This is a genomic window from Rhizobium sp. 862_C5_N1_2 (assembly GCF_051811205.1).
GTDB classification, from domain to species: Bacteria; Pseudomonadota; Alphaproteobacteria; order Rhizobiales; family Rhizobiaceae; genus Rhizobium; species Rhizobium leguminosarum.
Map to the genome: position 1 here is coordinate 4751274 of NZ_JBPWPT010000001.1, position 24274 is coordinate 4775547.

The following is a 24274-nucleotide window of genomic DNA, read 5'->3' on the forward strand; positions in this document are numbered from 1 at the left end:
CAAGCCGGCAGGGCCGGCAAGGGAAGGCTGGCGGATTGAGCGGCATGAGACTGGACGGCAGGCAGACAAGAAGAACATTCCCGGAGGCTGAAGGCTGATGGGCGCCTATATCCTTCGCCGCCTGCTTCTGATGATCCCGACCATCGTCGGCATTATGGCGATTTCCTTCACCGTCATTCAGTTCGCCCCCGGCGGTCCTGTCGAGCAGGTAATCGCCCAGTTGACCGGTCAGGCCGACAGTGCCGACCAGCGCCTGTCCGGCGGCGGCGATCTCCTCAGCGGCGGCAGCGACGAAGGCTCGAAATATCGCGGTGCCCAGGGGCTCGATCCGGAACTGATCGCCAAGCTTGAAAAGCAATTCGGCTTCGACAAGCCGCCACTGACGCGTTTCGGCGAGATGATGTGGAATTACATCCGCTTCGATTTCGGCGAGAGTTTCTTCCGCAACACCTCCGTGCTCGAACTGATCAAGGAGAAGCTGCCGGTGTCGATCTCGCTCGGCATCTGGATCCTGATCTTCTCCTATGCCATCTCCATCCCGCTCGGCATCCGCAAAGCGATCAAGGATGGATCGACCTTCGATGTCTGGACGTCGGGCGTCATCGTCGTCGGCTATGCCGTACCGAGTTTCCTCTTCGGCATTCTCCTGATCGTGCTTTTCGCCGGCGGCTCATTCTACGATTGGTTTCCACTGCGCGGCCTGGTCTCCGACAATTTCGACCAGCTGGCCTGGTGGCAGAAGCCGCTCGACTATTTCTGGCACCTTACCTTGCCGCTGATCTCGCTTTCCCTGTCGGCCTTCGCGACGACGACGCTTTTGACCAAGAATTCCTTCATCGAGGAGATCAAGAAGCAATATGTCGTCACCGCCCGCGCCAAGGGCCTAAACCAGCGGCAGGTGCTCTACGGTCATGTCTTCCGCAACGCCATGCTGATCATCATTGCCGGTTTTCCCGGCGCCTTCATTTCCGCTTTCTTCACCGGCTCGCTGTTGATCGAAAACATCTTCTCGCTGGATGGCCTCGGCCGTCTCGGCTATCTCTCAGTCGTCAACCGGGACTACCCGATTGTCTTCGCCACGCTCTACATCTTCTCGCTGCTCGGCCTCGTCGTCAGCCTGGTTTCCGACCTGATCTACACCTGGATCGATCCGCGCATCGATTTCGAGCGGAGGGATGTCTGATGGACGCCGCCGCAAATCCTGCCGTCGCAACACCCGTCAAGCCGCCGCGCAAGGGCCTGCTCTCGCCGACCAATATCCGCCGCTGGCATAATTTCCGGGCGAACGGCCGCGGTTACTGGTCGCTGTGGTTGTTTATGCTGCTGTTCGTCCTCAGCCTGTTTGCCGAGTTCATCGCCAACGACCGGCCGATCATAGCCTCCTACAAGGGCGAGGTCCTGTTTCCGGTCCTCATCGATTATCCCGAGGAGAAATTCGGCGGCTTCCTGGCCGAAACCGACTATCGTTCCTCGGTCATTGCCGACGAGATCAATGCCAATGGCTGGATGATCTGGCCGCCGATCCGCTATTCCTACCGCTCGGTCAATTCCAACATTCCGCATTCGGCGCCCACGGCCCCCTTCTGGCTGATGACGAAGGAGGAGCGCTGCGCCGGCTACCCGCAAGGGGTGAACGATCCGGATTGCACCCTCGGCAATCTCAACTGGCTCGGCACCGACGACCAGGCGCGCGACGTGCTGGCGCGCGTCATCTACGGCTTCCGCATATCGGTGCTCTTCGGCCTGGTGCTGACCATTTGCTCGGCGATCATCGGCGTGACGGCAGGTGCTGTGCAGGGTTATTTCGGCGGCTGGACCGATCTGCTGCTACAGCGCTTTATCGAGATCTGGTCGTCGATGCCAGTGCTCTACATCCTGCTGATCATCGCCGCACTCCTGCCGCCCGGCTTCTTCGTGCTGCTCGGCATCATGCTGCTCTTCTCCTGGGTCGGCTTCGTCGGCATCGTGCGCGCCGAATTCCTGCGCGCCCGCAATTTCGAATATGTCCGCGCCGCCCGCGCGCTTGGCGTCAACAATCGCACCATCATGTGGCGCCATCTGCTGCCGAACGCCATGGTCGCGACGCTGACCTTCTTGCCCTTCATCCTCTCCGGCTCGATCACCACCCTGACCTCGCTCGATTTCCTCGGCTTCGGCATGCCGCCGGGCTCCCCCTCGCTCGGCGAGATGATCGCGCAGGGCAAGACCAATCTGCAGGCGCCATGGCTCGGGCTGACGGCCTTCTTTGCCATGTCGATCATGCTTTCCCTGCTGATCTTCATCGGCGAAGCCGTGCGCGATGCCTTCGATCCGAGGAAGACGTTTCAATGAGTGATATGCCAGAACCGCTGCTTTCCGTCCGCGATCTCTCGGTTGCCTTTCATCAGGGCGGCGAGACCTCGCTCGCCGTCGATCATATCTCCTTCGATATCGCCAAAGGCGAGGTCGTGGCGCTCGTCGGCGAGTCCGGCTCCGGCAAGTCGGTCTCGGCCAATTCGATTCTGCGGCTTTTGCCTTATCCGTCCGCAAGCCATCCCTCGGGCGAAATCCTCTTCAAGGGCAAGGACCTCCTGAAGGCGTCGGAGCGGGCACTGCGGGAAGTGCGCGGCAACGACATCACCATGATCTTCCAGGAGCCGATGACCTCGCTCAATCCGCTTCATACGATCGAGAAGCAGATCACCGAGATCCTGGCCTTGCACCAGGGCCTCACCGGCCAGCCGGCGCGCCAGCGCGTCCTGGAATTGCTGAACCAGGTCGGTATCCGCGAGCCGGAGAAGCGGTTGAAGGCCTATCCGCACGAACTGTCAGGCGGCCAGCGCCAGCGCGTCATGATCGCCATGGCGCTCGCCAACCGGCCGGAATTGCTGATCGCCGACGAGCCGACCACCGCCCTCGACGTCACCGTGCAGGCGCAGATCCTCGAATTGCTCCGGCAGTTGAAGGCCGTCCACGGCATGTCGATGCTGTTCATCACCCATGATCTCGGCATCGTGCGCAAATTCGCCGATCGCGTCTGCGTCATGACCAAGGGCAAGATCGTCGAAACCGGAACGGTCGAAGACGTCTTCGCCAATCCGAAGCATGAATATACCCGGCACCTTCTCGCCTCGGAGCCGCGGGGCGAACCACCGCTGGCCGATCCCTCGAAACCGATGGTGATGGAAGGGTCGGATATCCGCGTCTGGTTCCCGATCAAATCAGGGCTGATGCGCCGTATCGTCGATCACGTTAAGGCGGTCGACGGCATCGACCTTTCGCTGCGCGCCGGCCAGACGCTGGGCGTCGTCGGCGAGTCCGGCTCCGGCAAGACCACGCTCGGCCTGGCGCTCACCCGGCTGATTTCCTCAGAAGGACGGATCGCCTTCGTCGGCAAGGATATAGCCGGCTACTCGTTCAGTGAGATGCGGCCGCTGCGCAACCAGCTGCAGGTCGTCTTCCAGGATCCCTACGGATCGCTCAGCCCGCGCATGTCGGTCGGCGATATCGTCGCTGAAGGGCTGAAGGTGCATGAGCGCTCCCTGACATCGGAAGAACGCGACCAGCGCGTCTGCTGGGCGCTGGAGGAGGTGGGTCTGGATCCCCTGACCCGCTGGCGTTATCCGCACGAATTCTCCGGCGGCCAGCGCCAGCGCATCGCCATCGCCCGGGCCATGGTGCTGAAACCGCGCTTCGTCATGCTCGACGAGCCGACCTCCGCGCTCGACATGAGCGTCCAGGCGCAGGTGGTCGATCTCCTTCGCGATCTGCAGAAGAAGCACGACCTCGCCTATCTCTTCATCAGCCACGATCTGAAGGTGGTGAAGGCGCTCGCCAACGACGTCATCGTCATGCGGTTCGGCAAGGTGGTGGAGCAGGGACCATCCTCGGAAATCTTCCGCGCGCCGAAGAATGATTACACCAGGGCGCTGATGGCGGCCGCTTTCAACATCGAGGCGGTGCCGACGCTCGCCGTGCAGCAGTAAAGAAGATCATGTCCGCCCGTCCTCCCGTTCTCGTCGATATCAAGTTCAATCCCGAAGGCGTCGCCCGCGTGCTGAAGACGGCGTTTGCCGACCGGGGCAGCATCAATCTCGCCGATCCGGGCCATCAGGCCCGCGATCTCCGCGCGGTCGAATACGCGCTTCTCTGGAAACCGGATGCCGACCTTTTCGCGCGGGCGCCGAACCTCAAGGTAATCTTTTCGGGAGGCGCCGGCGTCGACCACATCATCGGCATGGCCGGCCTGCCCGAGATCCCGATCGTTCGCTTCGTCGATCGCAGCCTGACGACCCGCATGAGTGAATGGGTTGTCATGCAATGCCTGATGCATCTGCGCGGACAATACGCCCATGACAACCACCAGCGGCAACGTGAATGGGCCAAGCTGATCGCGCCGGAGGCGGCTGAGGTGACGGTCGGCGTCATGGGCCTCGGCATTCTCGGGCAGGACGCGGTCGCCAAGCTGAGGGTGATGGGTTTTAACGTTATCGGCTGGTCGCGCAGCCGCAAACAGATCGACGGCGTCGAAACTTTCGATGCCAGCGAGTTGGACAACTTCCTCGCAAGGACCGACATCCTCGTCGGCCTGCTGCCGCTGACGCCTGAAACATCAGGCTTCTATGACGCCGGGCTGTTAGCGAAGCTGCGCCGCAACGGCGCGCTTGGGCAAGCGGTCTTCATCAATGCCGGCCGCGGCAAGAGCCAGGTCGAGGCCGATATCGTTTCCGCCATCCGCAACGGCACCCTCGGCGGCGCATCCCTCGATGTCTTCGAGGCCGAGCCGCTTGCATCAGACAGCCCATTGTGGGACTTGCAGAACGTCTTCCTCACGCCGCACGACGCGGCGGTGTCCGAAGAAAATGCGCTGTTCCGTCATGTCGAGACGCAGATTGCCCGTTTCGAGCGCGGCGAGCCGCTGCAATTCGTGGTCGACCGCGCCGCCGGCTATTGAGCTTTCGGAACCTTCCAGACAGCCACCCGTTTCCTTTGCGGAAATTCTTGCGGCCGGCAAGGCCGGTTAAGACAGCGGAAGGAGACGATGATGGCGCATCAGACGGAAACACGCTGGGAAAAGTCCGATGGCAAGCTTCACAAGGAAGAGCTGATCCCGCCGGTGAAGGCAAGGCAGGGACGCACGGGTTATCGCATTCTGACCGTATTGATCGTCGCGCTGGTGCTTGCCTTCGTTGTTTGGATACCGGTCGAGATTTGGGGCAAGCGCGAAGCGAACGAGGTGGCGCCGCAGCAGCCGGGCCAGCAGCTTCAGTCGCAGCAGCCTGCTCCGCCCGCCGCGCCGGCGCTACAGAACGGCACTGCCGTTCCAACCGAAACGCCGAACACCACGCCGGCCGCTCCGAATGTGGCGCCCGCAACGCCGGCCCGATAATCGTGAGCAAAACCATGTTCACGTCCCGCCGTGATACTGCGGCGGGACGTTTATTGTTTTGTCTGGACTTTAGCCGCCGATTTTTCGATAAGAAGGCACACGAGCCGGTTTCGTGCGCTGGCCCGGAACTTGGCAATACCCGGGAATTTGGCAGCACCTGACCGGAGTGGACAGGGGCAGGAATTTCATGGCCAGGACTGATATCGCAAGACGCGTCTACAATCACGCCTGGAAACTCGATCCGATCATCCGCAGCCTGATCGATACCGACTTCTATAAGCTCCTGATGCTGCAGATGATCTGGAAGCTCTATCCTGACGTGAACGCGTCCTTCACCCTCATTAACCGCACCAAACGGGTGCGTCTGGCAGAGGAGCTCGACGAAGGCGAATTGCGCGAGCAGCTCGATCATGCCCGCACGCTGAGGCTCTCCAAGAAGGAGATGATCTGGCTTGCGGGTAACAGCTTCTATGGTCGCGCCCAGATTTTCGAACCGGAATTCCTCGCCTGGCTTTCCAATTTCCAGTTGCCCGAATACGAGCTGTCGAAGAAGGACGGGCAATATGTGCTGGATTTCCACGGATCGTGGAAGGAAACCACCATGTGGGAAATCCCCGCGCTCGCCATCGTCAACGAGCTGCGGTCGCGCTCGGCGATGAAGGCGCTCGGTCCCTTCACCCTCGATGTGCTCTATGCCAGGGCCAAGGCGAAGATGTGGTCGAAGGTCGAGCGGCTGAAGGAATTGCCGGGCTTACGGATCTCCGATTTCGGCACCCGCCGCCGTCACAGTTTCCTCTGGCAGCGCTGGTGCGTCGAGGCACTGAAGGAAGGCATCGGGCCTGCTTTTGCCGGTACCAGCAACGTATTGCTGGCTATGGATTCCGATCTCGAGGCGGTCGGCACCAATGCTCACGAGCTGCCGATGGTGGCCGCCGCCCTTGCCGAAACCGACGAGCAGTTGCGCAACGCGCCCTACAAGATCCTGCGCGACTGGAACAAGCTCTATGGCGGCAACCTTCTGATCGTGCTGCCCGATGCCTTTGGCACCGCCGCCTTCCTGCGCGATGCGCCGGAATGGGTCGCCGACTGGACCGGTTTCCGCCCGGACAGTGCCCCGCCGATCGAAGGCGGCGAGAAGATTATCGACTGGTGGAAGAAGATGGGCCGCGATCCGCGCCAGAAGCTGCTGATCTTCTCCGACGGCCTCGATGTCGACGCCATCATCGATACCTACCGGCATTTTGAAGGCCGCGTGCGCATGAGCTTCGGCTGGGGCACCAACCTGACGAATGATTTTTCCGGTTGCGCGCCGATCGAGATCTCCGGCCTCAACCCGATCTCCGTCGTTTGCAAGGTCAGCGACGCCAACGGCCGGCCGGCGGTGAAGCTCTCCGACAATCCGCAGAAGGCGACTGGCGAACCGGCCGAGGTCGAGCGCTACCTGAAATTCTTCGGCGCCGAGGACAGGATCGATCAGACCGTTCTGGTGTAGGTCTGGGCCAATGTGCCGCCATCCCGGGGCATATTGATGTGCCCCGCCATCGCATCCTCGATCGACCAACCGAAGCGCCAGGCGTCGAACATCGAGTACCATTCCTGAAAATCGGTAATCGGCAGGATATCCGGCTTCGACATCGGATTGTCGGCCAGACTGCGGCCACGCGCACGGTCCCGTGCGCCACGCTCCTGCATCTCAAGCAGATTCTCGAACATCATTACCCCCGTCTTTATCCCGATTTATGCAATCATGCTAATAAAGCATTGTCGAGTCCGGATGCGACAATTCGGGTTTTTCACAGGATTAGCCCCAATTCGTTAGTTCGGGGGACGATTAGGTCGCAACCGGCCCGGGGTCATCTCAATCAGACAAGCAGAGCATGGCGGCGTCCGCGAGCCGCTCATGCGCTTCGTCATCACGCACACAACGAGCACCCGTGACGGGGAGGCTCGACTTCCTGGCTGGGGTCCGCCGCCGAGCCTCCCGGCTGGCCGACCTTGAACAGGCCGGCAGCGCCGACAGGTTGCCGCTTTCCGGCAGGGGCTATCCAACCCAGATGATATCGAGGGTTAACAGCCGGTTAATATCCACCGGCCTCGTCCCGATCTCGCGCAATCCCGCAATGCGTGCTGGCGCTATCCGCTCGGGTTTTCAGGCTGCCAATCTGCGAAACCGGGTTCTGATCCGGTCGAGATAATAATGGCCGGGAGACGGCGCCACCGTCATCGCATGCGCTTCCGAGGAGGGAACGCCTTCGAACAGACGCTCCTCGCCATTCTTGAAACAAATCCTGAGCCGCCCGTCTTCCTGGCTGAAATAGACGGATTTGATGATCTTCGACTTTACCGAAAGTTCTTCCACCTGTTTTACCTCTGTTTTTTTAAATTTGGCAGAAGGTAAACCCAAACGTGCAAAGACGCGGTGAACTCGCATGGTAAAAAATCAGGAATCTTTCGACGCTTTGAACCTCGCCGCGCCGCCGGAGCGACGGGTTCGACGAGCCCCGAACGCACGCTTGCGAGCGGGGCATTTCGTTGCTCCGTCCCGACACGTCCAGCACAGGTAAGGCCTGTTTGGGCCATTTGATCGTGATCTCGAAAACAAGATCAAGGCCGATCAGATTTTGCCAATCCGGCGGAAAACGCCGTCAGCAAGGCCTTTCCCTGGCCCCAGTCCTCAAGGCCGCTTTGCCCGTTGATATGGCCGAAAGGACCGATCGCGACAAGACCGCTGCCCCACAGATCCGCTCGCGCATGGGCATGATCGAGCGTGCCGAAAGGATCATCGGCGCTTGCGATGATCAGAGTGGGGAAGCGCATCTTTTGCGGCGGCGGATCGGCGAATCCGGCAGCCTCCTCAGGGAATGACGCGGACTGCGGATCCGGGACCGCCACAAGAAATGCTCCGGCAACGGCAAGCGAAGAAGCCTGCTGCCAATACCAGCAGACAGGCAAGGCTGTGGGCGACCAGCAGGGGAGGGGTTGCCGATGCGCCGACGGCGCGCTCCAGGGCTGAAATCCAGTCCGCCAGATCGGGTTTTTCCCAATCGGCTGGTTGAAAACGTCGCATTTCCGGGTTCGACTTTTCCCAGCGTGTTTGCCAATGAGCCTCGCCCGAACCGCCAATCCCCGGCAATATGATGATGTCCTTCATGTCTTTTCCTCTGATCGTCCGTGCAGGTGAAAATGATGCATTTTCATTTGCTTCGGAATGAATGATCATCGGAAAACCGCGTCTCTCTCCGATGATTTCAAGGTGATCCCATGGCTTTTCAGGAAAACAATCGGGTACTGCTCGATCCAACCGATATCGCCATTATCGAAGCGATGCAGGAAAATGGCCGCATTGCGATTTCCGAACTCGGTCGAAGGGTCGGGCTCTCTCAGCCGGCAGCATCGGAACGGGTCAAGCGGCTGGAAGACCGCGGCATCATTGTCGGTTACTCGGCCCGTATCGACCCCACCGCTTTGGGAATTGGAATGACGGCTGTGCTTCGCCTGCGCACGACGCATGAGCATATCAAAGCCTGCCTGAAACAGTTCGCGGAGATGCCGCAGGTCATGGAAGTATTGCGCCTCACCGGAGAGGACTGTTTTCTCTTGAAGGTGCTGGTTCCGTCGCCGGGAGAGCTGGAAACGATCGTTGACACGATCGCGCGTTTTGGGGCCGTGACGACATCTCTCGTGTTGCGCAGCGAGAATCCGAAGCCGATTGGACGCGCCCTGCTTCAGCGCCCTTGAGAATATGCGGACGACCGGCTTGTTCCAGCGAAGCGTGCCGCCACAACGCTTCCGCGTCCCGCTCTCGATACGGTTTGAATCAATATTGAAAATGAGGGATATGGCGGACAGGGTGGGATTCGAACCCACGGTACGCTTTCACGTACACACGCGTTCCAGGCGTGCGCCTTAAACCACTCGGCCACCTGTCCTTTTTTGGCGTTCGCGCCCGGATAGGAGCAAATCGTCGGAACGGCGCGATATATACCGATGAATTTTTGTCGATCAACCGAAATCTAACAGTTTTTTGACTTCTTCCGATAAAACTCGCCTCGGCCACTCCATTGTGCTTCACCTCATCGACGACTATGTAATTCTCTAAGGTGGAGAATGGCGCGGCCGGCCGGAATTGTCCGGCATATCGAGCGTCGGAGGAATTGATGCGTTTCCTGTTGCGTCTGGCGAGTCTTGTCGCGCTTGCGGCGGCGGTTATTGCCGGGACCATCGATTCGATCCAGTCGGTTGCGGCGTCCTCCGTGGTGATGACGCCGATCTCCGATGCCTGGCAGGATGTGAGTCCGACAACCCTTACGTCGCTGCAATCCTCCCTTTCCTATTATATCCACCCGCGTTTCTACACCTTGATCTTCCAGTGGCTGATGCTCCAGCCGGCCTTTGCCGTTTTCCTGGTGATCGCGCTGCTTCTGTGGATGATCGGCTACAAGAAGCCGCCGGTGGCCGGTCGCTTCACCGCATAGCAAGGTGGTTTTACCGGCACGATCCGGCGGGAAATCCCGTTGGGCATCGCCAGCTCTTCGACCTCGGTATCTGCCGTCGGATTGGCTAGAAAATCCGCATTCTGATGCAAGGAATGTCCAAAAATCAGCCCCGAAGAGCTGATTTTCGGCAATCGCTGCAAATCTTTACCAGCTGAAAAATTTCTGGTGAATTTTTCCGTGAGCCATGCAAGGATGCGCGCAGCCAGGCCTCCGGGGGGAGGTCGGTGGTTCCGCAGACATGCCCGGAAAGGGCTTGCGGGAGGACCCCTAACGAATAGCAACAACAGGGCTGCACAATGAAAAAATCCCTTCTCACTCTCTTTGCCGTGGCTGCCATGTCGACGACGGCGCTTGCCGCCGATGTCAAGCCGGCGCTGGTTTACGGCACCGGCGGGAAGTTCGATAAGTCCTTTAACGAGGCGGCCTATAACGGTGCCGAGAAGTTCAAGGCCGAGACGGGCATTGCCTATCGCGACTTCGAGCCGACGGGCGACACCCAGGGCGAACAGGCCATCCGCAATTTCGCAAGCCGCGGTTTCAATCCGGTGGTTGCTGTTTCCTTCGCCTGGACTTCGGCCATCGAGAAGGTTGCAGCCGAATTCCCGGATACCAAGTTCATCATCGTTGACTCCGTCGTCGACAAGCCGAACGTCCGCTCGGTTGTCTACAAGGAAGAAGAAGGCTCCTACCTCGTCGGCGTTCTCGCCGGCATGGCGTCGAAGTCAGGCAAGGTCGGCTTCGTCGGCGGCATGGACATTCCGCTGATCCGCAAGTTCGAATGCGGCTACGAGCAGGGCGCACGCTCCGTCAAGGCCGATATCGAAGTCTTCCAGAACATGACCGGCACCACGGGCGCTGCCTGGAACGACCCGGTCCGCGGCGGTGAGCTCACCAAGAACCAGATCGACCAGGGCGCTGACGTCGTTTACGCGGCAGCTGGTGCCACCGGTCTCGGCGTTCTGCAGACGGCCGCCGACAACAAGAAGCTGTCGATCGGCGTCGACTCCAACCAGAACTACCTGCATCCGGGCTCGGTCCTGACCTCGATGGTCAAGCGCGTCGACCTCGCCGTCTACAATGCTTATAACGACACCAAGAACGACAAGTTCACCGGTGGCGTCCAGGCGCTCGGCGTCAAGGAAGACGGTGTTGGCGCGGCGATCGATGAGCACAACAAGTCTCTGATCACGCCGGAAATGCAGGCTGCCGTCGACAAGGCCAAGGCCGACATCATTGCGGGAACCATCAAGGTTCACGATTACACCTCGGACAACGCTTGCCCGAAGTGATCCTCGCCCGAATGTGATCGACGATTGAGATCGGGCGTATGGCGGAGGGGACTTTCGCCATACGCCCTTTTCCTATTTGGAGTCTGCAGTGACAGATAAGCCCGCTATCGAGCTTGTCGGCATCGACAAGAAATTCGGTGCCGTCCACGCCAACAAGGACATCAACCTCACCGTTGCCAAGGGGACGATCCACGGCATCATCGGCGAAAACGGCGCCGGCAAATCGACCTTGATGTCGATCATCTATGGTTTCTACCATGCCGACAGCGGCGAGATCCGCGTCAATGGCAATCCCGTCACCATCCGTGACAGCCAGGCGGCGATCGCCACCGGCATCGGCATGGTGCACCAGCATTTCATGCTGGTCGACAATTTCACGGTGCTCGAGAACATCATGCTTGGCGCCGAAGGCGGCATGTTGCTGGCCAAGGGTGTTGCCTCGGCCCGCGCCGAGCTCAAGCGGCTGGAAACGGAATATGGCCTGGAGGTCGATCCCGACACGCTGATCGAGGAACTCCCGGTCGGCCTGCAGCAGCGTGTCGAGATCCTGAAAGCCATGTATCGCGGCGCCGAGATCCTGATCCTCGACGAGCCCACAGGCGTGTTGACCCCGGCCGAGGCCGATCACCTTTTCCGCATCCTCAAGGTGCTGCGCGATCAGGGCAAGACCATCATCCTCATCACCCACAAGCTGCGCGAGATCATGGCAATCACCGATACGGTCTCGGTCATGCGCCGCGGCGAAATGGTCGCGACCCGCAAGACGTCGGAGACGACGGTGGAGGAACTGGCCGAGCTGATGGTCGGCCGCCGCGTGCTGCTGCGCGTGCAGAAGGGCGAGGCGAACCCGCAAGCCGCCGTGCTGTCCGTCCGCAACCTCACGGTCAAGGATAATCGCGGCGTCACCATGGTCGACAACGTCTCCTTCGACGTGCGCGCCGGTGAGATCGTCGGCATCGCCGGTGTCGCCGGTAATGGCCAGTCCGAATTGCTGGAGGCGATTGCCGGCATCCGCAAGCCGACCTCCGGTGAAATTCTTCTCGACGGTCAGACGATCGACAAGGCCGATCCCGCCCGCCTGCGTGATCTCGGCCTCGCTCATATTCCCGAGGATCGCCACCATATGGGCCTAGTGCTGAAATTCGAGGAATATGAAAATTCCGTGCTCGGCTACCATCGCCGCCCGGCTTACAGCAAAGGCCCGCTGCTCGATCTCGATGCGATCCGCAAGGATGCAATGGAAAAGATCGAAAAATACGATATCCGACCGCCGAACCCGCGGCTGAAGACGGCGAATTTCTCCGGCGGCAACCAGCAGAAGATCGTCGTTGCCCGTGAGATCGAACGCGATCCGAAGATGCTGATCATTGGCCAGCCGACACGCGGCGTCGATATCGGCGCCATCGAATTCATCCACCGCCGGATTATCGAAATGCGTGACGCAGGCAAGGCGATCCTGCTCGTCTCCGTCGAACTCGATGAAATCCGCTCCCTTTCAGACCGTATCCTTGTCATGTTTGCCGGCCATATCGTCGGCGAGAAGACGCCCGATGCCGGTGAACAGACCCTCGGCCTGATGATGGCCGGCATTGCCGCGTGAGGCCTTTATGAGCACTGCTTCCGTTCCACTACCAAACTGGATCAATTACGGCCTCATCCCGATTTTGAACCTCGTCGTCGCCTTCCTGATCTCCGGCTTCGTCGTCTGGATAATCGGGGAAAGCCCGCTCGATGCGCTGTCGCTGCTGATCCAGGGCGCGCTCGGCAATGGCGAAGGCATCGGCTTCACGCTGTATTACGCGACGAGCTTCATCTTCACCGGCCTCTCCGTCGCGGTGGCGATCCATTCCGGCCTCTTCAACATCGGCTCCGAAGGCCAGGCCTATGTCGGCGGCCTCGGCTGCGCGCTGGTGGCGCTGGCGCTCGATCGTTACGTGCCATGGTATGTGACGATGCCGATCGCCGTCGTTGGCGCCGGCCTGTTTGGTGCGGCCTGGGCCTTCATCCCGGCCTTCCTGCAGGCAAAACGCGGCAGCCACATCGTCATTACGACGATCATGTTCAATTATATCGGCGCGACACTGATGGTGTATCTCCTGGTGCATGTGCTGATCGTGCCCGGCAAGATGGCGCCGGAAACCCGCACCTTCCTCGAAGGCGGCCAATTGCCGAAGCTCGGCTGGGTTATGCAGCTGTTCGGCGCCAAGCTGGGGGCTGCCCCGTTCAACGTCTCCTTCATCATTGCGCTCGTTGTCAGCTACCTCGTCTGGTTGCTCGTCTGGCGCACCAAGCTCGGTTTCGAGATGCGCACGCTGGGCGTCAGCCCGACGGCGGCGGCCTATGCCGGCATCCCCTATGCCCGCACCGTGATCATCGCCATGCTGCTCTCCGGAGCGCTTGCCGGCATGATGGCGCTGAACCCCGTCATGGGCTCGTCGGCCCGCCTGCAGGTGGAATTCGTCGGTGGTGCCGGGTTCGTCGGCATCGCCGTCTCGCTGATGGGACGCAACCATCCGCTCGGCATCATCGTGGCGGCGATCCTCTTCGGTATTCTCTACCAGGGCGGTGACTGGATTTCCTTCGAAATGCCGAACATCACCCGCGAGATGATCCTCGTCATCCAGGGTCTGGTGATCCTCTTTGCCGGCGCGCTGGAATACATGTTCCGGCCGGCAATGGTGCGCCTCTACCAACAGTTCAAGCGCGGTTAAGGAGCGGGCGATGGATTATTATGACATCTTCATCAGCGTTCTGAGCTCGACCATCCGCCTGTCGATCCCGCTGATCTTCACTGCCCTTGCCGGTCTGTTTTCGGAGCGCGCCGGCATCTTCGATATCGGCCTTGAGGGCAAGATGCTGGGCTCGGCCTTTGCCGCCGCCTGCGTTGCCTATCTCACCGATTCGGCCTGGCTCGGGCTCGGTGCCGGCATCCTCTGTTCGGTGGCACTGAGCCTGGTGCATGGTTTTGCCTCGATCACCAACCGTGGCAACCAGATCGTCTCCGGTGTCGCGATCAACTTCTTCATCGCCGGCATCACCATCGTGCTTGGGCAGGCCTGGTTTGGCCAGGGCGGACGCACGCCGCAGCTGTCGCCGGAGTCGCGTTTCGCACCGATCATCCTGCCGGGCGCCGATACTGCTCGCGACATACCGATCATCGGCCCGATCTATGCCAACGTCATATCTGGCAACAATGTCCTCACCTATCTCGCCTTCCTCGCCGTGCCGTTTTCCTGGTGGGTGCTTTACCGCACACGTTTCGGCCTGCGGCTGCGCGCCGTCGGCGAAAACCCGGGTGCGGTCGATACGGCCGGCATCTCGGTCGCCTGGCTGCGTTACCGCGCCGTCATGTGTGCCGGCATTCTCTGCGGCTTTGCCGGCACCTATCTGGCAATCGCTCAGTCCGCCGCCTTCATCAAGGACATGTCGGCCGGCAAGGGCTACATCGCGCTCGCAGCTCTCGTCTTCGCCAAGTGGAAGCCTGTACCCGTCATGTTTGCCTGCCTGCTCTTCGGCTTCCTCGATGCGCTGGCAAATTTCATGCAGGGAAAGCAGGTGCCGCTAATCGGCGAAGTGCCGGTTCAGGTTTTCCAGGCGCTGCCCTATGTCCTGACCTGCGTCCTGCTTGCTGGCTTCATCGGCGTTGCGACTCCGCCAAAGGCCGGTGGCGTGCCCTATACGAAGGAGCGTTGATATGTCTCACGATCTGTTCGAAGCCGCCCGCGGCGCCATGGCCTTTGCCCATGCGCCCTATTCGAAATTTCCGGTCGGCGCGGCGATCCGCGCCGAGGACGGCAAGGTCTATACCGGCGCCAACATCGAAAACCTCTCCTTTCCGCAAGGATGGTGCGCCGAGCCGACGGCGATCAGCGCCATGATCATGGGTGGCGCGAAGAAGATCGTTGAAATGGCCGTCATTGCCGAGAAGCTGCCGCTCTGCCCGCCCTGCGGCGGCTGCCGCCAGAAGATCTCCGAATTCGCCTCCAAGGGGACGAAGATTTACCTCTGCGATGAAACAGGCGTGAAGAAGACCATGACGATGGAAGAGCTTCTTCCCTTCAGCTTCGAGACTGAACTCGGATGAAGGCGACGGTCAGCCTGCTCGCCGCACTGCTCGGCGGAATCAAGCCGCGCCACGGCATCGTGCTCGGCTCCGGTCTCGGCTCCCTCGTCGGTGAGCTGGACGGCGCCGTCCGTGTTCCCTATCGCGACCTGCCGGGCTTTCCCGTCAGCGCGGTCTCCGGCCATGCAGGCGAAGTCGTCGCCGGCCGCCTCGGCGGCGTGCCTGTCGTCATGCTCTCCGGCCGCGTGCATTATTACGAGAAGGGCGATGCCAACGCCATGCGCCTGCCGATCGAGGTGCTGAAGGCGCTCGGCGTCGAAGCGCTGATCCTGACCAATTCGGCCGGATCGCTGCGTGACGACATGCCGCCCGGTTCGGTGATGCAGATCACCGATCATATCAACTATTCCGGCATGAACCCGCTGATCGGTGAGGAAAGCGATCATCGTTTCGTCGGCATGACCAATGCCTATGATGCCGGACTTGCCGCGGCGATGCAGAGGGCAGCGGCAAAGCTTAAAATCGAGCTGGCGCAGGGTGTCTATATGTGGTTCTCCGGTCCAAGCTTTGAAACGCCGGCGGAAATCCGCATGGCGCGCATCCTTGGCGCCGATGCCGTCGGCATGTCGACGGTGCCCGAGGTGATCATCGCAAGAATGCTGGGCCTGAGGGTTGCCGCCGCCTCCGTTATCACCAACTATGGGGCAGGCATGACCGGCAATGAGCTTAGCCATGAAGAAACCAAGGACATGGCGCCCATCGGCGGCGCCCGTCTCGCCGCGATCCTGAAAGACATGATTGCGGCTAGAACAGGATGATTTTAGGCCGGGTCGGCCTAAAATCTGAATCCTGTTCTAAATTATACAGTTAGAGCATGATGTCGTCCGAAAACCGCGCACACTTTTCGGCATCATGCTCTAGAGGAAGCGAAGATGAATAGCTATTCCAACCGGGAAACGGCGGCTGTCGCCCTTTCTCTTCTCGACCTCACCAATTTGAAGGATGATTGCACCGAGGCGCAGATCGACGCGCTCTGCACCCGCGCGCAGACGCCCTACGGCAACAGTGCTGCGATCTGCATCTGGCCGCGGTTCGTCGCTCAGGCCCGCAATATCCTTGGCACAGGCCACGCCGTGCGTATCGCGACGGTCGTCAACCTCCCCTCCGGCGATATGGAAGTGGCCGATGTCGCTGCTGAAGCACGCGAGGCGATTGCCGATGGAGCCGATGAGATCGATCTGGTCATTCCCTACCGCAAGCTGCTCGCCGGCAACGAGAAGGCGGTGACCGACATGGTCAAGGCCGTGCGCGCCGAATGCGCCGGCCCGGTTCTTCTGAAGGTCATCATCGAGACTGGCGAGCTGAAGGATGCGGCATTGATCCGCCGTGCCTCCGAACTCGCAATTGAAGCCGGCGCCGATTTCATCAAGACCTCCACCGGCAAGGTCGCCGTCAATGCGACGCTCGAAGCCGCCGACATCATGATCCGAGCTATCCGCGAAAGCGGCCGCAAGGTCGGCTTCAAGCCGGCAGGCGGTATCGGCTCGGTGGCCGATGCCGCACTCTATCTGAGCCTTGCCGAAACTATCATGACACCGGACTGGGCGATGCCGTCGACGTTCCGCTTCGGCGCTTCCGACCTGCTTGACGATATCCTGGCGGTTCTAAGCGGAACACAGTCAGCACCGGCTGCGGCGTCGAGCTACTGAAATGATTCCGCAGGAGATCATTCGGCGTAAGCGCGATGGCGACGAACTTGACGCCGCCGATATCAGGTCCTTCATCGCGGCACTCGCTGCCGGTCAATTGTCGGAAGGCCAGATCGGCGCATTCGCCATGGCCGTCTGGTTCAAGGGCATGTCGCGGGCCGAAATCGTGGCCTTGACGCTGGCGATGGCCGATTCCGGGGACAGGCTGCAATGGGCCGATATCGACCGTCCGATCGCCGACAAACATTCGACCGGCGGCGTCGGCGATAATGTTTCGCTGATGCTGGCGCCGATCACAGCCGCCTGCGGCCTCGCCGTTCCGATGATCTCCGGACGCGGTCTCGGCCATACCGGCGGCACGCTGGATAAGCTCGAATCCATTCCCGGCTATAGGATTACCCCGGACGCCGACCTGTTCCACAAGGTCGTGAAGAAGGCGGGATGCGCCATCATTGGCCAGACTGGCACCTTGGCGCCCGCCGACGGCAGGCTCTATGCCGTGCGCGATGTGACCGCCACCGTCGATTCCATTCCCCTCATCACCGCCTCTATTCTCTCGAAGAAACTTGCGGCCGGGCTCGAGACGCTGGTGCTCGACGTCAAGGTCGGCAACGGCGCTTTCATGGCTGACCGCGGCCAGGCGGAGATCCTGGCGCAGTCGCTGGTCGAGGTGGCCAATGGCGCAGGCGTGAAGACCTCGGCCCTGATCACCGACATGAACCAGCCGCTCGCCGATAGTGCCGGCAATGCCGTCGAGATGCGCAACTGCCTGGATTTCCTAGCAGGCAGGAAAAGAGACACGCGGCTTGACATCGTCGTTCTCGCCTTCGCCGCCGAGATGCTGGTGAAATCAGGCATCGCCGCTTCGCCTGATGAAGCCGAGGGGATGGCACGTCAGGCCCTGTCATCGGGAAAGGCGGCTGAAGTCTTCGCGCGTATGGTATCGATGCTCGGCGGCCCGGCCGATCTCATCGAAAATCCCGACCGATATCTGGTCAGGGCGCCTGTGGAAAAACCTGTCCTGGCCGCCCGGTCCGGCTGGCTCTCCGCTTGTGATGCGCGCGGTGTCGGCCTCAGCGTCATCGATCTCGGCGGCGGAAGACGCCATCCGTCGGATCGGATCGACCATCGCGTCGGCTTCTCCGAACTTCTGCCGCTTGGCACCCGTGTGACCGCGGGCGAACCGATCGCTCTCGTTCATGCCGCTGACGAAGCCGCGGCGGAGAGGGCGGCTGCGGCGCTTGCCATGCACTACCGCATTACTGACGACAAGCCGGAGACGACGCCGGTGATTGCAGGCCTTGTTTGACGCAGTTTACTGCTTGAGGCTGAGCGAACCGTCGGCGACGGAATAGGAGGCGAGCTTCTGCAGGAAACTCATGCCGACCAGCGTCGTCGTCAGCGCATCGTCCCTCAGGACGAAGGCTTCGACATCGCGCACGCGAATGCCGCCGATTTCGACCCGGTCGAGTGTCACATGCGCGGCTTTCGTCTGACCGTTCGCAGTGTTCACCCCATAACGGAAATCGAGTTGGTTGGCGGTGAAGCCCAGTCGGCGGGCGAGCGTCTCGTTGAGCGCCACATAGGTGGCGCCGGTATCGATCAGGCCTTGCACCGACTTGCCGTTGATCTTGAAGCTGCCGGTATAGTGGCCCTGTGCATCGGCCTGCAGGCGGATCGCATTGCTGCCGTAGACGGGCTCCGGTGCGGCCGGTTTGTCGGTTTCGGTCGATACATAATTGGCGGAGAGAGCGTCAGCAGGCTGCTGGCTGGTGCCTCCGAAGAAGGAAGGCACCTGTGTGGCGAGCACCGCGGCGATGCTGGCGAATAGGACGGTACGCACGAGCATGAAACAGAAATCCTTCCTGTATAAACCCCGCTTCATGCGGGGCCTCATGCTTCAGACCTCCTAAACCTCAAGTGCTGATAAGTTGCTAATATCGACGCCGAAAGGCCCGTAGCGAACCACCGGGCCGTAAAGTCTTTCGATTTGGTAAAGGAAGGCTGAAATTACTTGGTGCCGTACATGCGGTCGCCGGCATCGCCGAGACCGGGCACGATATAGCCCTTCTCGTTGAGATGACTGTCGATCGAGGCGGTGAAAACCGGAACATCGGGATGCGCCGCACGGAAGTTGCGGATGCCTTCCGGCGCGGCAAGCAGGCAGAGGAAGCGGATATTGTGGGCGCCGCGCTCCTTGAGCTTGTCGATCGCCGCGATCGAGGAATTGCCGGTTGCAAGCATCGGGTCGACGACGATGATCAGTCGCTCGGCCACGTCCTCCGGCGCCTTGAAGTAATATTCGACCGGCTGCAGCGTCTCGTGGTCGCGATAGACGCCGATATGCGAGACGCGCGCGGATGGCACGAGATCGAGCATGCCTTCGAGCAATCCGTTGCCGGCGCGCAGGATCGAGGCGAAGACCAGCTTCTTGCCTTCGAGGATCGGCGACTCCATCGTCTGCAGCGGTGTCTCGATCGTTTCCATTGTCAGTTCGAGATCGCGGGTCACCTCGTAGCAGAGCAGTGTCGAAATTTCGCGCAGCAGGCGCCGGAAACTTCCCGTCGATGTCTCCTTGCGCCGCATGATGGTGAGCTTGTGCTGCACAAGCGGATGATCGATGACCGTGACGCCGTCCATGGGGAAGCCTTTCATTCTTTCTATCGAATGTTTCTTTCACGGAAATCGGCCTGACCGCAAGAGTGGTGGTCAATTTGCGCCGATCTTCCCCAACCTCTACCCTCAAAGCCGGGCAAGCAAGACCTTGCGCGTCTGCTCGTCGACGAAGGCCGCCTCGATCGCAGTGCGTGTCATCGCGTCGATCTCGGCGTCGCTGAAACCGAAAACCCCTGCGGCAAATTCGTATTCCTGCTTAAGCGAGGTATGGAAGAAAGGCGGATCGTCCGAGCTGATCGTCACCCCCACGCCTGCTTCCTTCAGCCGGCGCAGCGGATGGGAAGCAAAATCGGGAAAGACCCCGAGCGCGATATTGGAGCCTGGGCAGATCTCGAGCACGGTGCCGAGATCGGCAAGCCGCTTCACCAAGTCGAGATCCTCGATGGCGCGCACGCCATGACCGATGCGCGAGGGGCGCACCGCATCGAGCGCGTCGGCGACGCTGAAGGCGCCGCAGACCTCACCGGCATGGATGGTTAGCCCAAGGCCGGCATCGCGGGCGATATCGAAGGCGCGGGCATAATCGGCGACGCGCCCCATGCGCTCCTCGCCGGCAAGGTTGAAGCCGGTAATCAGAGGATTGCCGGCCTTAACAGCATATTCGGCAGCACCAATCACGCTCTCCGGACCGAAATGCCGCTCGCCGGTGACGATCAGCCGGGCCTCGATGCCGCTCTTTTCCCTGGCCCGCCGGATGCCTTCGCAGATACCCGCAATATAGGGGTCGGCCCCCAGGCCGATGCGCTTGCCGTGATCGGGCGAGACGATGAGTTCGCTGTAGATCGTATGGATGCCGGCGAGTTCGTCGAGATAGGTTTCGGTCAGAAGCGCATAGTCCTCCTCGGTCCTGTAGACCTCGGAAACCTTGTCGTAACATTCGAGGAAGCTTGCGAAATCATGCCAGACATAGGCTCCGTCGCGAAGTTCAGCGCTGATGTCGACGCCATATTTCTGCGCCTGCGCCGCGGTCAGAGCTGGAGGGGCCGCACCCTCCAGATGGCAGTGCAGTTCGACCTTCTTCAAATGCGATGTCACAGAAAGCTCCTTCCGTGCGGTCCGGCCGTGATGCCGAGATGCCGTGCGATGCTCTCGCCGATATCGGCATAGCTGCGGCGCACGCCGATCGAACGCGACCGGATGCCCGGGCCATAGGCGATAACAGGCACGCGTTCGCGCGTATGGTCCGTGCCGCGCCAGGTCGGATCGCAGCCATGATCGGCGGTGAGCACGACGAGATCGCCGGGCTTCAGTTTCTTGTGGACTTCGGGTAAGCGCGCATCGAAGGCCTCGAGGGCTGCGGCATAACCCGGCACGTCGCGGCGATGGCCGTAGATCATGTCGAAATCGACGAAATTGGTGAAGACGAGATCGCCGTCCTCAGCCTCGTCAATCGCCGAAAGCGACGCATCCATCAGCGCCTCGTTGCCGTTCGCCTTGATGACCCGCGAGATACCCTGATGCGCGAAGATATCGCCGATCTTTCCCACAGCATGCACGTGCCGGCCGTGCTCGATAAGCCGGTCGAGCAACGTCGGCTCCGGCGGCAGCACAGAAAAGTCGCGCCGGTTTCCTGTGCGCTGGAAGGTAGAGACGGACTGGCCGATGAAGGGCCGGGCGATGACGCGGCCGATATTGTAGGGATCGAGCAGCCCCCTGGCCAAACGGCAGAAGGCGAGCAGACGATCGAGGCCGAAATGCACCTCGTGCGCAGCGACCTGGAAGACCGAATCCGAGGAGGTATAGCAGATCGGCTTGCCGGTGCGGATATGTTCCTCGCCGAGCCGGGCGATGATCTCTGTTCCCGAGGCATGGCAGTTGCCGAGAATGCCGGACACCCCGGCTTCCTTGCATAGCGCCTCGATGAATTCCTGAGGAAAGGCGTCGCCCTCGATCGGGAAATAACCCCAATCGAAATTGACAGGTGTTCCCGCGATCTCCCAATGGCCCGATGGCGTGTCCTTGCCGCGTGAGATTTCGGTGGCGGCGCCATAAATGCCGTAGACCTTCTCCGGGACGGGCATGCCGGCAGGAAACCGGCCGGAGGCCGACCGTGCAATGTGCATCAGCCCGAGTTCCGACATGTTGGGCAGGGAAAGCGGCCCTTCGCGCAATCCGGCGCGGTCCCCGGCGCCGGCTGCGCAGAACTCGGCGATATGGCCGAGCGTATCGGCGCCCTCGTCACCATAGGCCGACGCATCCGGCGCTCCGCCAACGCCGAAGGAATCCAGAACGAAAAGAAAGGCACGCGCCATTTTACACCCGAGAGAGCCGATCGCCGGCCTCTGGAATGTCGGAGGCGGCTGAAATCCAGCCATATAATGCTGCGGCCGGCTTGGCAAATTCGAGAAGTGGGAAGGGCCGTCAGCAGTCGCCGCAGGGGATCGAGTCGCCTTGCCGCTGGCGGTAGAAATAACTGCGGCTGATGGTGATCGTGCGCATGCCGTCCGGCATGAAGTTCGGGGCGAACAGGAACATCGTATAGGGGATGCTGAGCTCGGTCCGGACCAGGAAACTGTTCGCCGTCTTCATATCAGACGGCACGTTGGTCACCGTGGCATTCTTGGCATAGGGCACCGTCCCGTCCCGTGCCCAGGACCAAAGCACTTTCGCATTGGCGCTGGCATCGATGCTAATGCCGGTGATCTTCAGCGTTAGCGACGTCGAGTTGTAGGGCATGAAGATCGCGGTTGCGACCGATGGCATCTGCGCGAGCGTGCTCTTCGTTACGGATTGTTGCTGGGTGATGAGGTCGGCCACCGTCCCCGCAGCGCGTGTCGCGCGCTTGCTGACGCTGAGGCCGATCGTGATCTCGAAAGCACCGATATAGAGCATGATCAGCACGGGAAAGAGGATCGCGAATTCGATCGCTCCGGCACCCTTGCGGTCTCGGGCCAGTCGCCGCGCCGTCAGGACCAATCTGGTGAACGGGTTGCGCAACGCCATTATGGATACTGTTCGTTCTGGAAGGCCGCGGTTGCGACGATCAGATATTGGCTCGGCATCGAACCGTCGGAGGGGCGTATCGTGGTGATATAGGGCCGGACCAGATCCGTGATGATTTCCCAGCGGTAATAGGCGCGGACCATATTGATCGTGCCGGCGCCGCCCGGCCCATATTTGAAGGCCGCCGTATTGATATCGGCATATTTGTCGGCGGAAAGCTTGGGGATCGTCGTCGGAATGGCCGAGAAGGTACTGAACGTCTGCACATCCAGGTAGAGCTTGCTCGGCGTGGCGACTTCGCTCGCCGAGCAGCGGACCAGGATTGAGATCTCGTTACAGAAAGCCTGGCGGAATTGCGCCTGGTTCATATCGGTCGTGCGGCCGAGATTATAGGTGATCTGTCCGGTTCGCATCCTGCGGCTCATCGTATCAACGCCGTTGGAGACGAGTTCTTCGGCGGCGAAGGCGACGAAAGTTTCGAGGATTGCGAAAATCACCAGGAAATAGGGAATGGCGAGCAGAGCGAATTCGATCGCCGCCGCGCCGTCGCGCGAACGGGCGAGAGCGCGAAACCGTGAGGAACGGAACGGAGCGAAGGCGCGCCGCTTATCCGTCTGCTGATCAATTGCCGTCATTGCCTGGACCCGAGCGATAATTTCCACTCGGCAGACTACGGTCTGTTCGTTGATTTTCCGTTTCAACCTGACACGACGATTTTAACGAATGGTCGAGGAAGCTCCAGATAGTACTCAGGGTGAGGCGGTCGTGGTGGCCGCTTGCTGCGCATGCTGCTCGCAGTTCGGCGTGCAGGACAGCACGGAGCGCTCGGTCTGTCGGTAGACACGCACCGTATTGCCCTCGTCGATCGACACCAGGATGCGCTCGTCGAGGATCGCATTGCCGTCGGCATCGAGAAGGACCAGATTGGTGGTGCCGAAGCTGCGTCCTGTCAGCACGATGGTCTTGGCGTCGGCGACGGTCGCATCGGCGACCTTGGCATTGCCGACGATCACCTTGCTGACGGGGCGGTCGAGCTTCAATACGCGCGCGTGATCCATATAGACGCGCAGCATCTCATCGTCTGCGGCCGCGGAAACTCCCGAAATACCGAAAACGGCGATCATGCCGGCAAAGAAAATGGTTTTGCCGCTCGATGACATTTGGTCCTCTTTCACGATCACAGCGCAATATGCGCATAGAATGGAAAAAAATGGTGAACGAAGCCTTAAGCTTGCCGCTCTGTTCCAGGATGAAGCGTAATGCTCCGATCTGGCACGGTTTCGGGACGGCGCACGCCGCGGTTGGAGACGCAATTTGTGCTATTTCCGGATGAATGCAGCGATTATTCCCGGAATATTGTTAAATATTGAGGTAAGTGTGTAAGGAAATACTGACTCTACAAAGGCCTGTTGTCTCGTTCACATGTCGTTAACTCTTTTCCTTAAGCCGATGGAAACGGCCATTCGCTAGGTTGCAGTCATCCGATCAACGGCAAACAGTTGGCGGACGTGCTGAACATCAACTGGAGTTAGGAGTTACCATGACCAAGCTTTTTAGCCGTTTTCTCAAGGACGAATCCGGCGCGACCGCAATCGAATACGGCCTGATCGCCGCCCTCATTTCCGTAGCGCTCGTTACTGGCGCAACCACGCTCGGTAACAAGCTCAACAGCACGTTCACCACGCTGGGTACCAAGCTGGACGACGCTGTCACCCCCTGATTGGCCAGAG

The 24274-nt window shown here is 60.5% G+C and carries 26 protein-coding genes, 1 tRNA gene and 1 pseudogene; 17 read left to right on the plus strand and 11 right to left on the minus strand.

The features are described 5' to 3' along the window. Window positions 1-97: 97 nt before the first annotated feature. From ACD590_RS23285 to pncB, 6 genes are all read left to right on the plus strand, one after another. On the plus strand, window positions 98-1183 hold the full coding sequence (locus tag ACD590_RS23285) for a microcin C ABC transporter permease YejB (protein ID WP_028731820.1): 1086 nt from the start codon (window positions 98-100) through the stop codon (window positions 1181-1183). Next, a complete protein-coding gene (locus ACD590_RS23290) occupies window positions 1183-2331 on the plus strand; it encodes an ABC transporter permease (RefSeq protein ID WP_018447985.1) in 1149 nt (382 codons plus the stop codon). Before ACD590_RS23285 ends, ACD590_RS23290 begins: the two co-directional genes overlap by 1 nt. Further along, window positions 2328-3965: an ABC transporter ATP-binding protein gene (locus ACD590_RS23295; protein ID WP_028731819.1), complete on the plus strand. Its 1638-nt coding sequence runs from the start codon at window positions 2328-2330 to the stop codon at window positions 3963-3965. The genes ACD590_RS23290 and ACD590_RS23295 overlap by 4 nt, the downstream gene beginning before the upstream one ends. 8 nt (window positions 3966-3973) lie before the next feature. Next, complete coding sequence (locus ACD590_RS23300; RefSeq protein WP_018244319.1) at window positions 3974-4933, plus strand: 2-hydroxyacid dehydrogenase; 960 nt, start codon at window positions 3974-3976, stop codon at window positions 4931-4933. 87 nt (window positions 4934-5020) lie between these two features. Continuing rightward, entirely contained in the window at window positions 5021-5368 is a 348-nt protein-coding gene (locus ACD590_RS23305) for a hypothetical protein (protein ID WP_026230918.1), read from the plus strand. Between the two features lie 187 nt (window positions 5369-5555). Next, window positions 5556-6860 (plus strand): nicotinate phosphoribosyltransferase, encoded by a 1305-nt coding sequence (gene pncB, locus ACD590_RS23310; protein ID WP_011650004.1) that lies wholly within the window; start codon window positions 5556-5558, stop codon window positions 6858-6860. Here the strand turns inward: pncB and ACD590_RS23315 are convergent. From ACD590_RS23315 to ACD590_RS23325, 3 genes and pseudogenes are all read right to left on the minus strand, one after another. Beyond that, window positions 6842-7081 carry a CrpP-related protein gene (locus ACD590_RS23315; RefSeq protein WP_018244322.1) on the minus strand — a complete coding sequence of 80 codons (240 nt, stop codon included), beginning with the start codon at window positions 7079-7081 and terminating at the stop codon, window positions 6842-6844. The genes pncB and ACD590_RS23315 overlap by 19 nt on opposite strands. A gap of 436 nt (window positions 7082-7517) precedes the next feature. Then, window positions 7518-7727 carry a KTSC domain-containing protein gene (locus ACD590_RS23320; RefSeq protein ID WP_003555857.1) on the minus strand — a complete coding sequence of 70 codons (210 nt, stop codon included), beginning with the start codon at window positions 7725-7727 and terminating at the stop codon, window positions 7518-7520. 245 nt (window positions 7728-7972) lie between these two features. Beyond that, window positions 7973-8588 (minus strand): annotated as a pseudogene (locus tag ACD590_RS23325) (RBBP9/YdeN family alpha/beta hydrolase). A 41-nt stretch (window positions 8589-8629) separates the two neighbouring features. Between ACD590_RS23325 and ACD590_RS23330 the strand changes: the two are divergent. Further along, complete coding sequence (locus tag ACD590_RS23330) at window positions 8630-9106, plus strand: Lrp/AsnC family transcriptional regulator (protein ID WP_018447980.1); 477 nt, start codon at window positions 8630-8632, stop codon at window positions 9104-9106. 101 nt (window positions 9107-9207) lie between these two features. On the opposite strand, the gene ACD590_RS23335 is transcribed toward ACD590_RS23330, so the two are convergent. Next, window positions 9208-9297, minus strand: a tRNA-Ser gene (locus ACD590_RS23335). Window positions 9298-9525: 228 nt separating this feature from the next. Between ACD590_RS23335 and ACD590_RS23340 the strand changes: the two genes are divergently transcribed. The 9 genes from ACD590_RS23340 to deoA all read left to right on the plus strand — a co-directional run bounded on the left by ACD590_RS23340 (window position 9526) and on the right by deoA (window position 18234). Next, on the plus strand, window positions 9526-9843 hold the full coding sequence (locus ACD590_RS23340) for a hypothetical protein (RefSeq protein WP_003544459.1): 318 nt from the start codon (window positions 9526-9528) through the stop codon (window positions 9841-9843). 317 nt (window positions 9844-10160) lie between these two features. Continuing rightward, window positions 10161-11153 carry a BMP family lipoprotein gene (locus ACD590_RS23345; RefSeq protein ID WP_018070332.1) on the plus strand — a complete coding sequence of 331 codons (993 nt, stop codon included), beginning with the start codon at window positions 10161-10163 and terminating at the stop codon, window positions 11151-11153. A gap of 88 nt (window positions 11154-11241) precedes the next feature. Continuing rightward, the gene (locus tag ACD590_RS23350) at window positions 11242-12753 is read left to right on the plus strand and encodes an ABC transporter ATP-binding protein (protein ID WP_028731817.1); all 1512 of its coding nucleotides are present in this window, start codon (window positions 11242-11244) and stop codon (window positions 12751-12753) included. A gap of 7 nt (window positions 12754-12760) precedes the next feature. Further along, window positions 12761-13864 carry an ABC transporter permease gene (locus ACD590_RS23355; RefSeq protein ID WP_018244328.1) on the plus strand — a complete coding sequence of 368 codons (1104 nt, stop codon included), beginning with the start codon at window positions 12761-12763 and terminating at the stop codon, window positions 13862-13864. Between the two features lie 10 nt (window positions 13865-13874). Beyond that, on the plus strand, window positions 13875-14846 hold the full coding sequence (locus ACD590_RS23360) for an ABC transporter permease (protein WP_028731816.1): 972 nt from the start codon (window positions 13875-13877) through the stop codon (window positions 14844-14846). A 1-nt stretch (window position 14847) separates the two neighbouring features. Further along, window positions 14848-15237, plus strand: a complete 390-nt coding sequence (locus ACD590_RS23365) for a cytidine deaminase (RefSeq protein ID WP_028731815.1) — start codon at window positions 14848-14850, stop codon at window positions 15235-15237. Further along, window positions 15234-16034: a purine-nucleoside phosphorylase gene (locus ACD590_RS23370; RefSeq protein ID WP_028731814.1), complete on the plus strand. Its 801-nt coding sequence runs from the start codon at window positions 15234-15236 to the stop codon at window positions 16032-16034. Before ACD590_RS23365 ends, ACD590_RS23370 begins: the two co-directional genes overlap by 4 nt. Before the next feature lie 114 nt (window positions 16035-16148). Beyond that, window positions 16149-16925, plus strand: a complete 777-nt coding sequence (gene deoC / locus ACD590_RS23375; RefSeq protein WP_028731813.1) for a deoxyribose-phosphate aldolase — start codon at window positions 16149-16151, stop codon at window positions 16923-16925. 1 nt (window position 16926) lies between these two features. After that, window positions 16927-18234, plus strand: a complete 1308-nt coding sequence (gene deoA, locus ACD590_RS23380) for a thymidine phosphorylase (RefSeq protein ID WP_028731812.1) — start codon at window positions 16927-16929, stop codon at window positions 18232-18234. A 6-nt stretch (window positions 18235-18240) separates the two neighbouring features. Here the strand turns inward: deoA and ACD590_RS23385 are convergent, their stop codons facing one another. The 7 genes from ACD590_RS23385 to ACD590_RS23415 all read right to left on the minus strand — a co-directional run bounded on the left by ACD590_RS23385 (window position 18241) and on the right by ACD590_RS23415 (window position 23704). Then, window positions 18241-18810 (minus strand): TIGR02281 family clan AA aspartic protease, encoded by a 570-nt coding sequence (locus ACD590_RS23385; protein ID WP_028731811.1) that lies wholly within the window; start codon window positions 18808-18810, stop codon window positions 18241-18243. Window positions 18811-18935: 125 nt separating this feature from the next. Next, complete coding sequence (upp, locus tag ACD590_RS23390) at window positions 18936-19565, minus strand: uracil phosphoribosyltransferase (protein WP_012759721.1); 630 nt, start codon at window positions 19563-19565, stop codon at window positions 18936-18938. Between the two features lie 102 nt (window positions 19566-19667). Next, window positions 19668-20636 carry an adenosine deaminase gene (locus tag ACD590_RS23395; protein WP_028731810.1) on the minus strand — a complete coding sequence of 323 codons (969 nt, stop codon included), beginning with the start codon at window positions 20634-20636 and terminating at the stop codon, window positions 19668-19670. Continuing rightward, window positions 20633-21853: a phosphopentomutase gene (locus ACD590_RS23400; protein ID WP_028731809.1), complete on the minus strand. Its 1221-nt coding sequence runs from the start codon at window positions 21851-21853 to the stop codon at window positions 20633-20635. The genes ACD590_RS23395 and ACD590_RS23400 overlap by 4 nt, the downstream gene beginning before the upstream one ends. 109 nt (window positions 21854-21962) lie before the next feature. After that, window positions 21963-22544, minus strand: a complete 582-nt coding sequence (locus tag ACD590_RS23405) for a TadE/TadG family type IV pilus assembly protein (protein ID WP_247265388.1) — start codon at window positions 22542-22544, stop codon at window positions 21963-21965. Then, complete coding sequence (locus ACD590_RS23410) at window positions 22544-23179, minus strand: TadE/TadG family type IV pilus assembly protein (protein WP_028731807.1); 636 nt, start codon at window positions 23177-23179, stop codon at window positions 22544-22546. Before ACD590_RS23410 ends, ACD590_RS23405 begins: the two co-directional genes overlap by 1 nt. 114 nt (window positions 23180-23293) lie before the next feature. Further along, on the minus strand, window positions 23294-23704 hold the full coding sequence (locus tag ACD590_RS23415) for a pilus assembly protein N-terminal domain-containing protein (RefSeq protein ID WP_028731806.1): 411 nt from the start codon (window positions 23702-23704) through the stop codon (window positions 23294-23296). 380 nt (window positions 23705-24084) lie between these two features. On the opposite strand from ACD590_RS23415, the gene ACD590_RS23420 reads away from it, so the two are divergent. Next, complete coding sequence (locus ACD590_RS23420) at window positions 24085-24264, plus strand: Flp family type IVb pilin (RefSeq protein WP_028731805.1); 180 nt, start codon at window positions 24085-24087, stop codon at window positions 24262-24264. Window positions 24265-24274 lie beyond the last annotated feature (10 nt).

What these genes read in the sequence shown, in the direction of transcription:
- upp (WP_012759721.1), bottom strand. Translation starts at nt 19,565, where the DNA reads ATGGACGGCGTCACGGTCATCGATCATCCGCTTGTGCAGCACAAGCTC.
- ACD590_RS23330 (WP_018447980.1), top strand. Translation starts at nt 8,630, where the DNA reads ATGGCTTTTCAGGAAAACAATCGGGTACTGCTCGATCCAACCGATATC.
- deoA (WP_028731812.1), top strand. Translation starts at nt 16,927, where the DNA reads ATGATTCCGCAGGAGATCATTCGGCGTAAGCGCGATGGCGACGAACTT.
- ACD590_RS23355 (WP_018244328.1), top strand. Translation starts at nt 12,761, where the DNA reads ATGAGCACTGCTTCCGTTCCACTACCAAACTGGATCAATTACGGCCTC.
- ACD590_RS23415 (WP_028731806.1), bottom strand. Translation starts at nt 23,704, where the DNA reads ATGTCATCGAGCGGCAAAACCATTTTCTTTGCCGGCATGATCGCCGTT.
- ACD590_RS23405 (WP_247265388.1), bottom strand. Translation starts at nt 22,544, where the DNA reads ATGGCGTTGCGCAACCCGTTCACCAGATTGGTCCTGACGGCGCGGCGA.
- pncB (WP_011650004.1), top strand. Translation starts at nt 5,556, where the DNA reads ATGGCCAGGACTGATATCGCAAGACGCGTCTACAATCACGCCTGGAAA.
- ACD590_RS23365 (WP_028731815.1), top strand. Translation starts at nt 14,848, where the DNA reads ATGTCTCACGATCTGTTCGAAGCCGCCCGCGGCGCCATGGCCTTTGCC.
- deoC (WP_028731813.1), top strand. Translation starts at nt 16,149, where the DNA reads ATGAATAGCTATTCCAACCGGGAAACGGCGGCTGTCGCCCTTTCTCTT.
- ACD590_RS23420 (WP_028731805.1), top strand. Translation starts at nt 24,085, where the DNA reads ATGACCAAGCTTTTTAGCCGTTTTCTCAAGGACGAATCCGGCGCGACC.
- ACD590_RS23385 (WP_028731811.1), bottom strand. Translation starts at nt 18,810, where the DNA reads ATGAAGCGGGGTTTATACAGGAAGGATTTCTGTTTCATGCTCGTGCGT.
- ACD590_RS23400 (WP_028731809.1), bottom strand. Translation starts at nt 21,853, where the DNA reads ATGGCGCGTGCCTTTCTTTTCGTTCTGGATTCCTTCGGCGTTGGCGGA.
- ACD590_RS23360 (WP_028731816.1), top strand. Translation starts at nt 13,875, where the DNA reads ATGGATTATTATGACATCTTCATCAGCGTTCTGAGCTCGACCATCCGC.
- ACD590_RS23370 (WP_028731814.1), top strand. Translation starts at nt 15,234, where the DNA reads ATGAAGGCGACGGTCAGCCTGCTCGCCGCACTGCTCGGCGGAATCAAG.
- ACD590_RS23305 (WP_026230918.1), top strand. Translation starts at nt 5,021, where the DNA reads ATGATGGCGCATCAGACGGAAACACGCTGGGAAAAGTCCGATGGCAAG.
- ACD590_RS23295 (WP_028731819.1), top strand. Translation starts at nt 2,328, where the DNA reads ATGAGTGATATGCCAGAACCGCTGCTTTCCGTCCGCGATCTCTCGGTT.
- ACD590_RS23290 (WP_018447985.1), top strand. Translation starts at nt 1,183, where the DNA reads ATGGACGCCGCCGCAAATCCTGCCGTCGCAACACCCGTCAAGCCGCCG.
- ACD590_RS23410 (WP_028731807.1), bottom strand. Translation starts at nt 23,179, where the DNA reads ATGACGGCAATTGATCAGCAGACGGATAAGCGGCGCGCCTTCGCTCCG.
- ACD590_RS23315 (WP_018244322.1), bottom strand. Translation starts at nt 7,081, where the DNA reads ATGTTCGAGAATCTGCTTGAGATGCAGGAGCGTGGCGCACGGGACCGT.
- ACD590_RS23300 (WP_018244319.1), top strand. Translation starts at nt 3,974, where the DNA reads ATGTCCGCCCGTCCTCCCGTTCTCGTCGATATCAAGTTCAATCCCGAA.
- ACD590_RS23340 (WP_003544459.1), top strand. Translation starts at nt 9,526, where the DNA reads ATGCGTTTCCTGTTGCGTCTGGCGAGTCTTGTCGCGCTTGCGGCGGCG.
- ACD590_RS23345 (WP_018070332.1), top strand. Translation starts at nt 10,161, where the DNA reads ATGAAAAAATCCCTTCTCACTCTCTTTGCCGTGGCTGCCATGTCGACG.
- ACD590_RS23285 (WP_028731820.1), top strand. Translation starts at nt 98, where the DNA reads ATGGGCGCCTATATCCTTCGCCGCCTGCTTCTGATGATCCCGACCATC.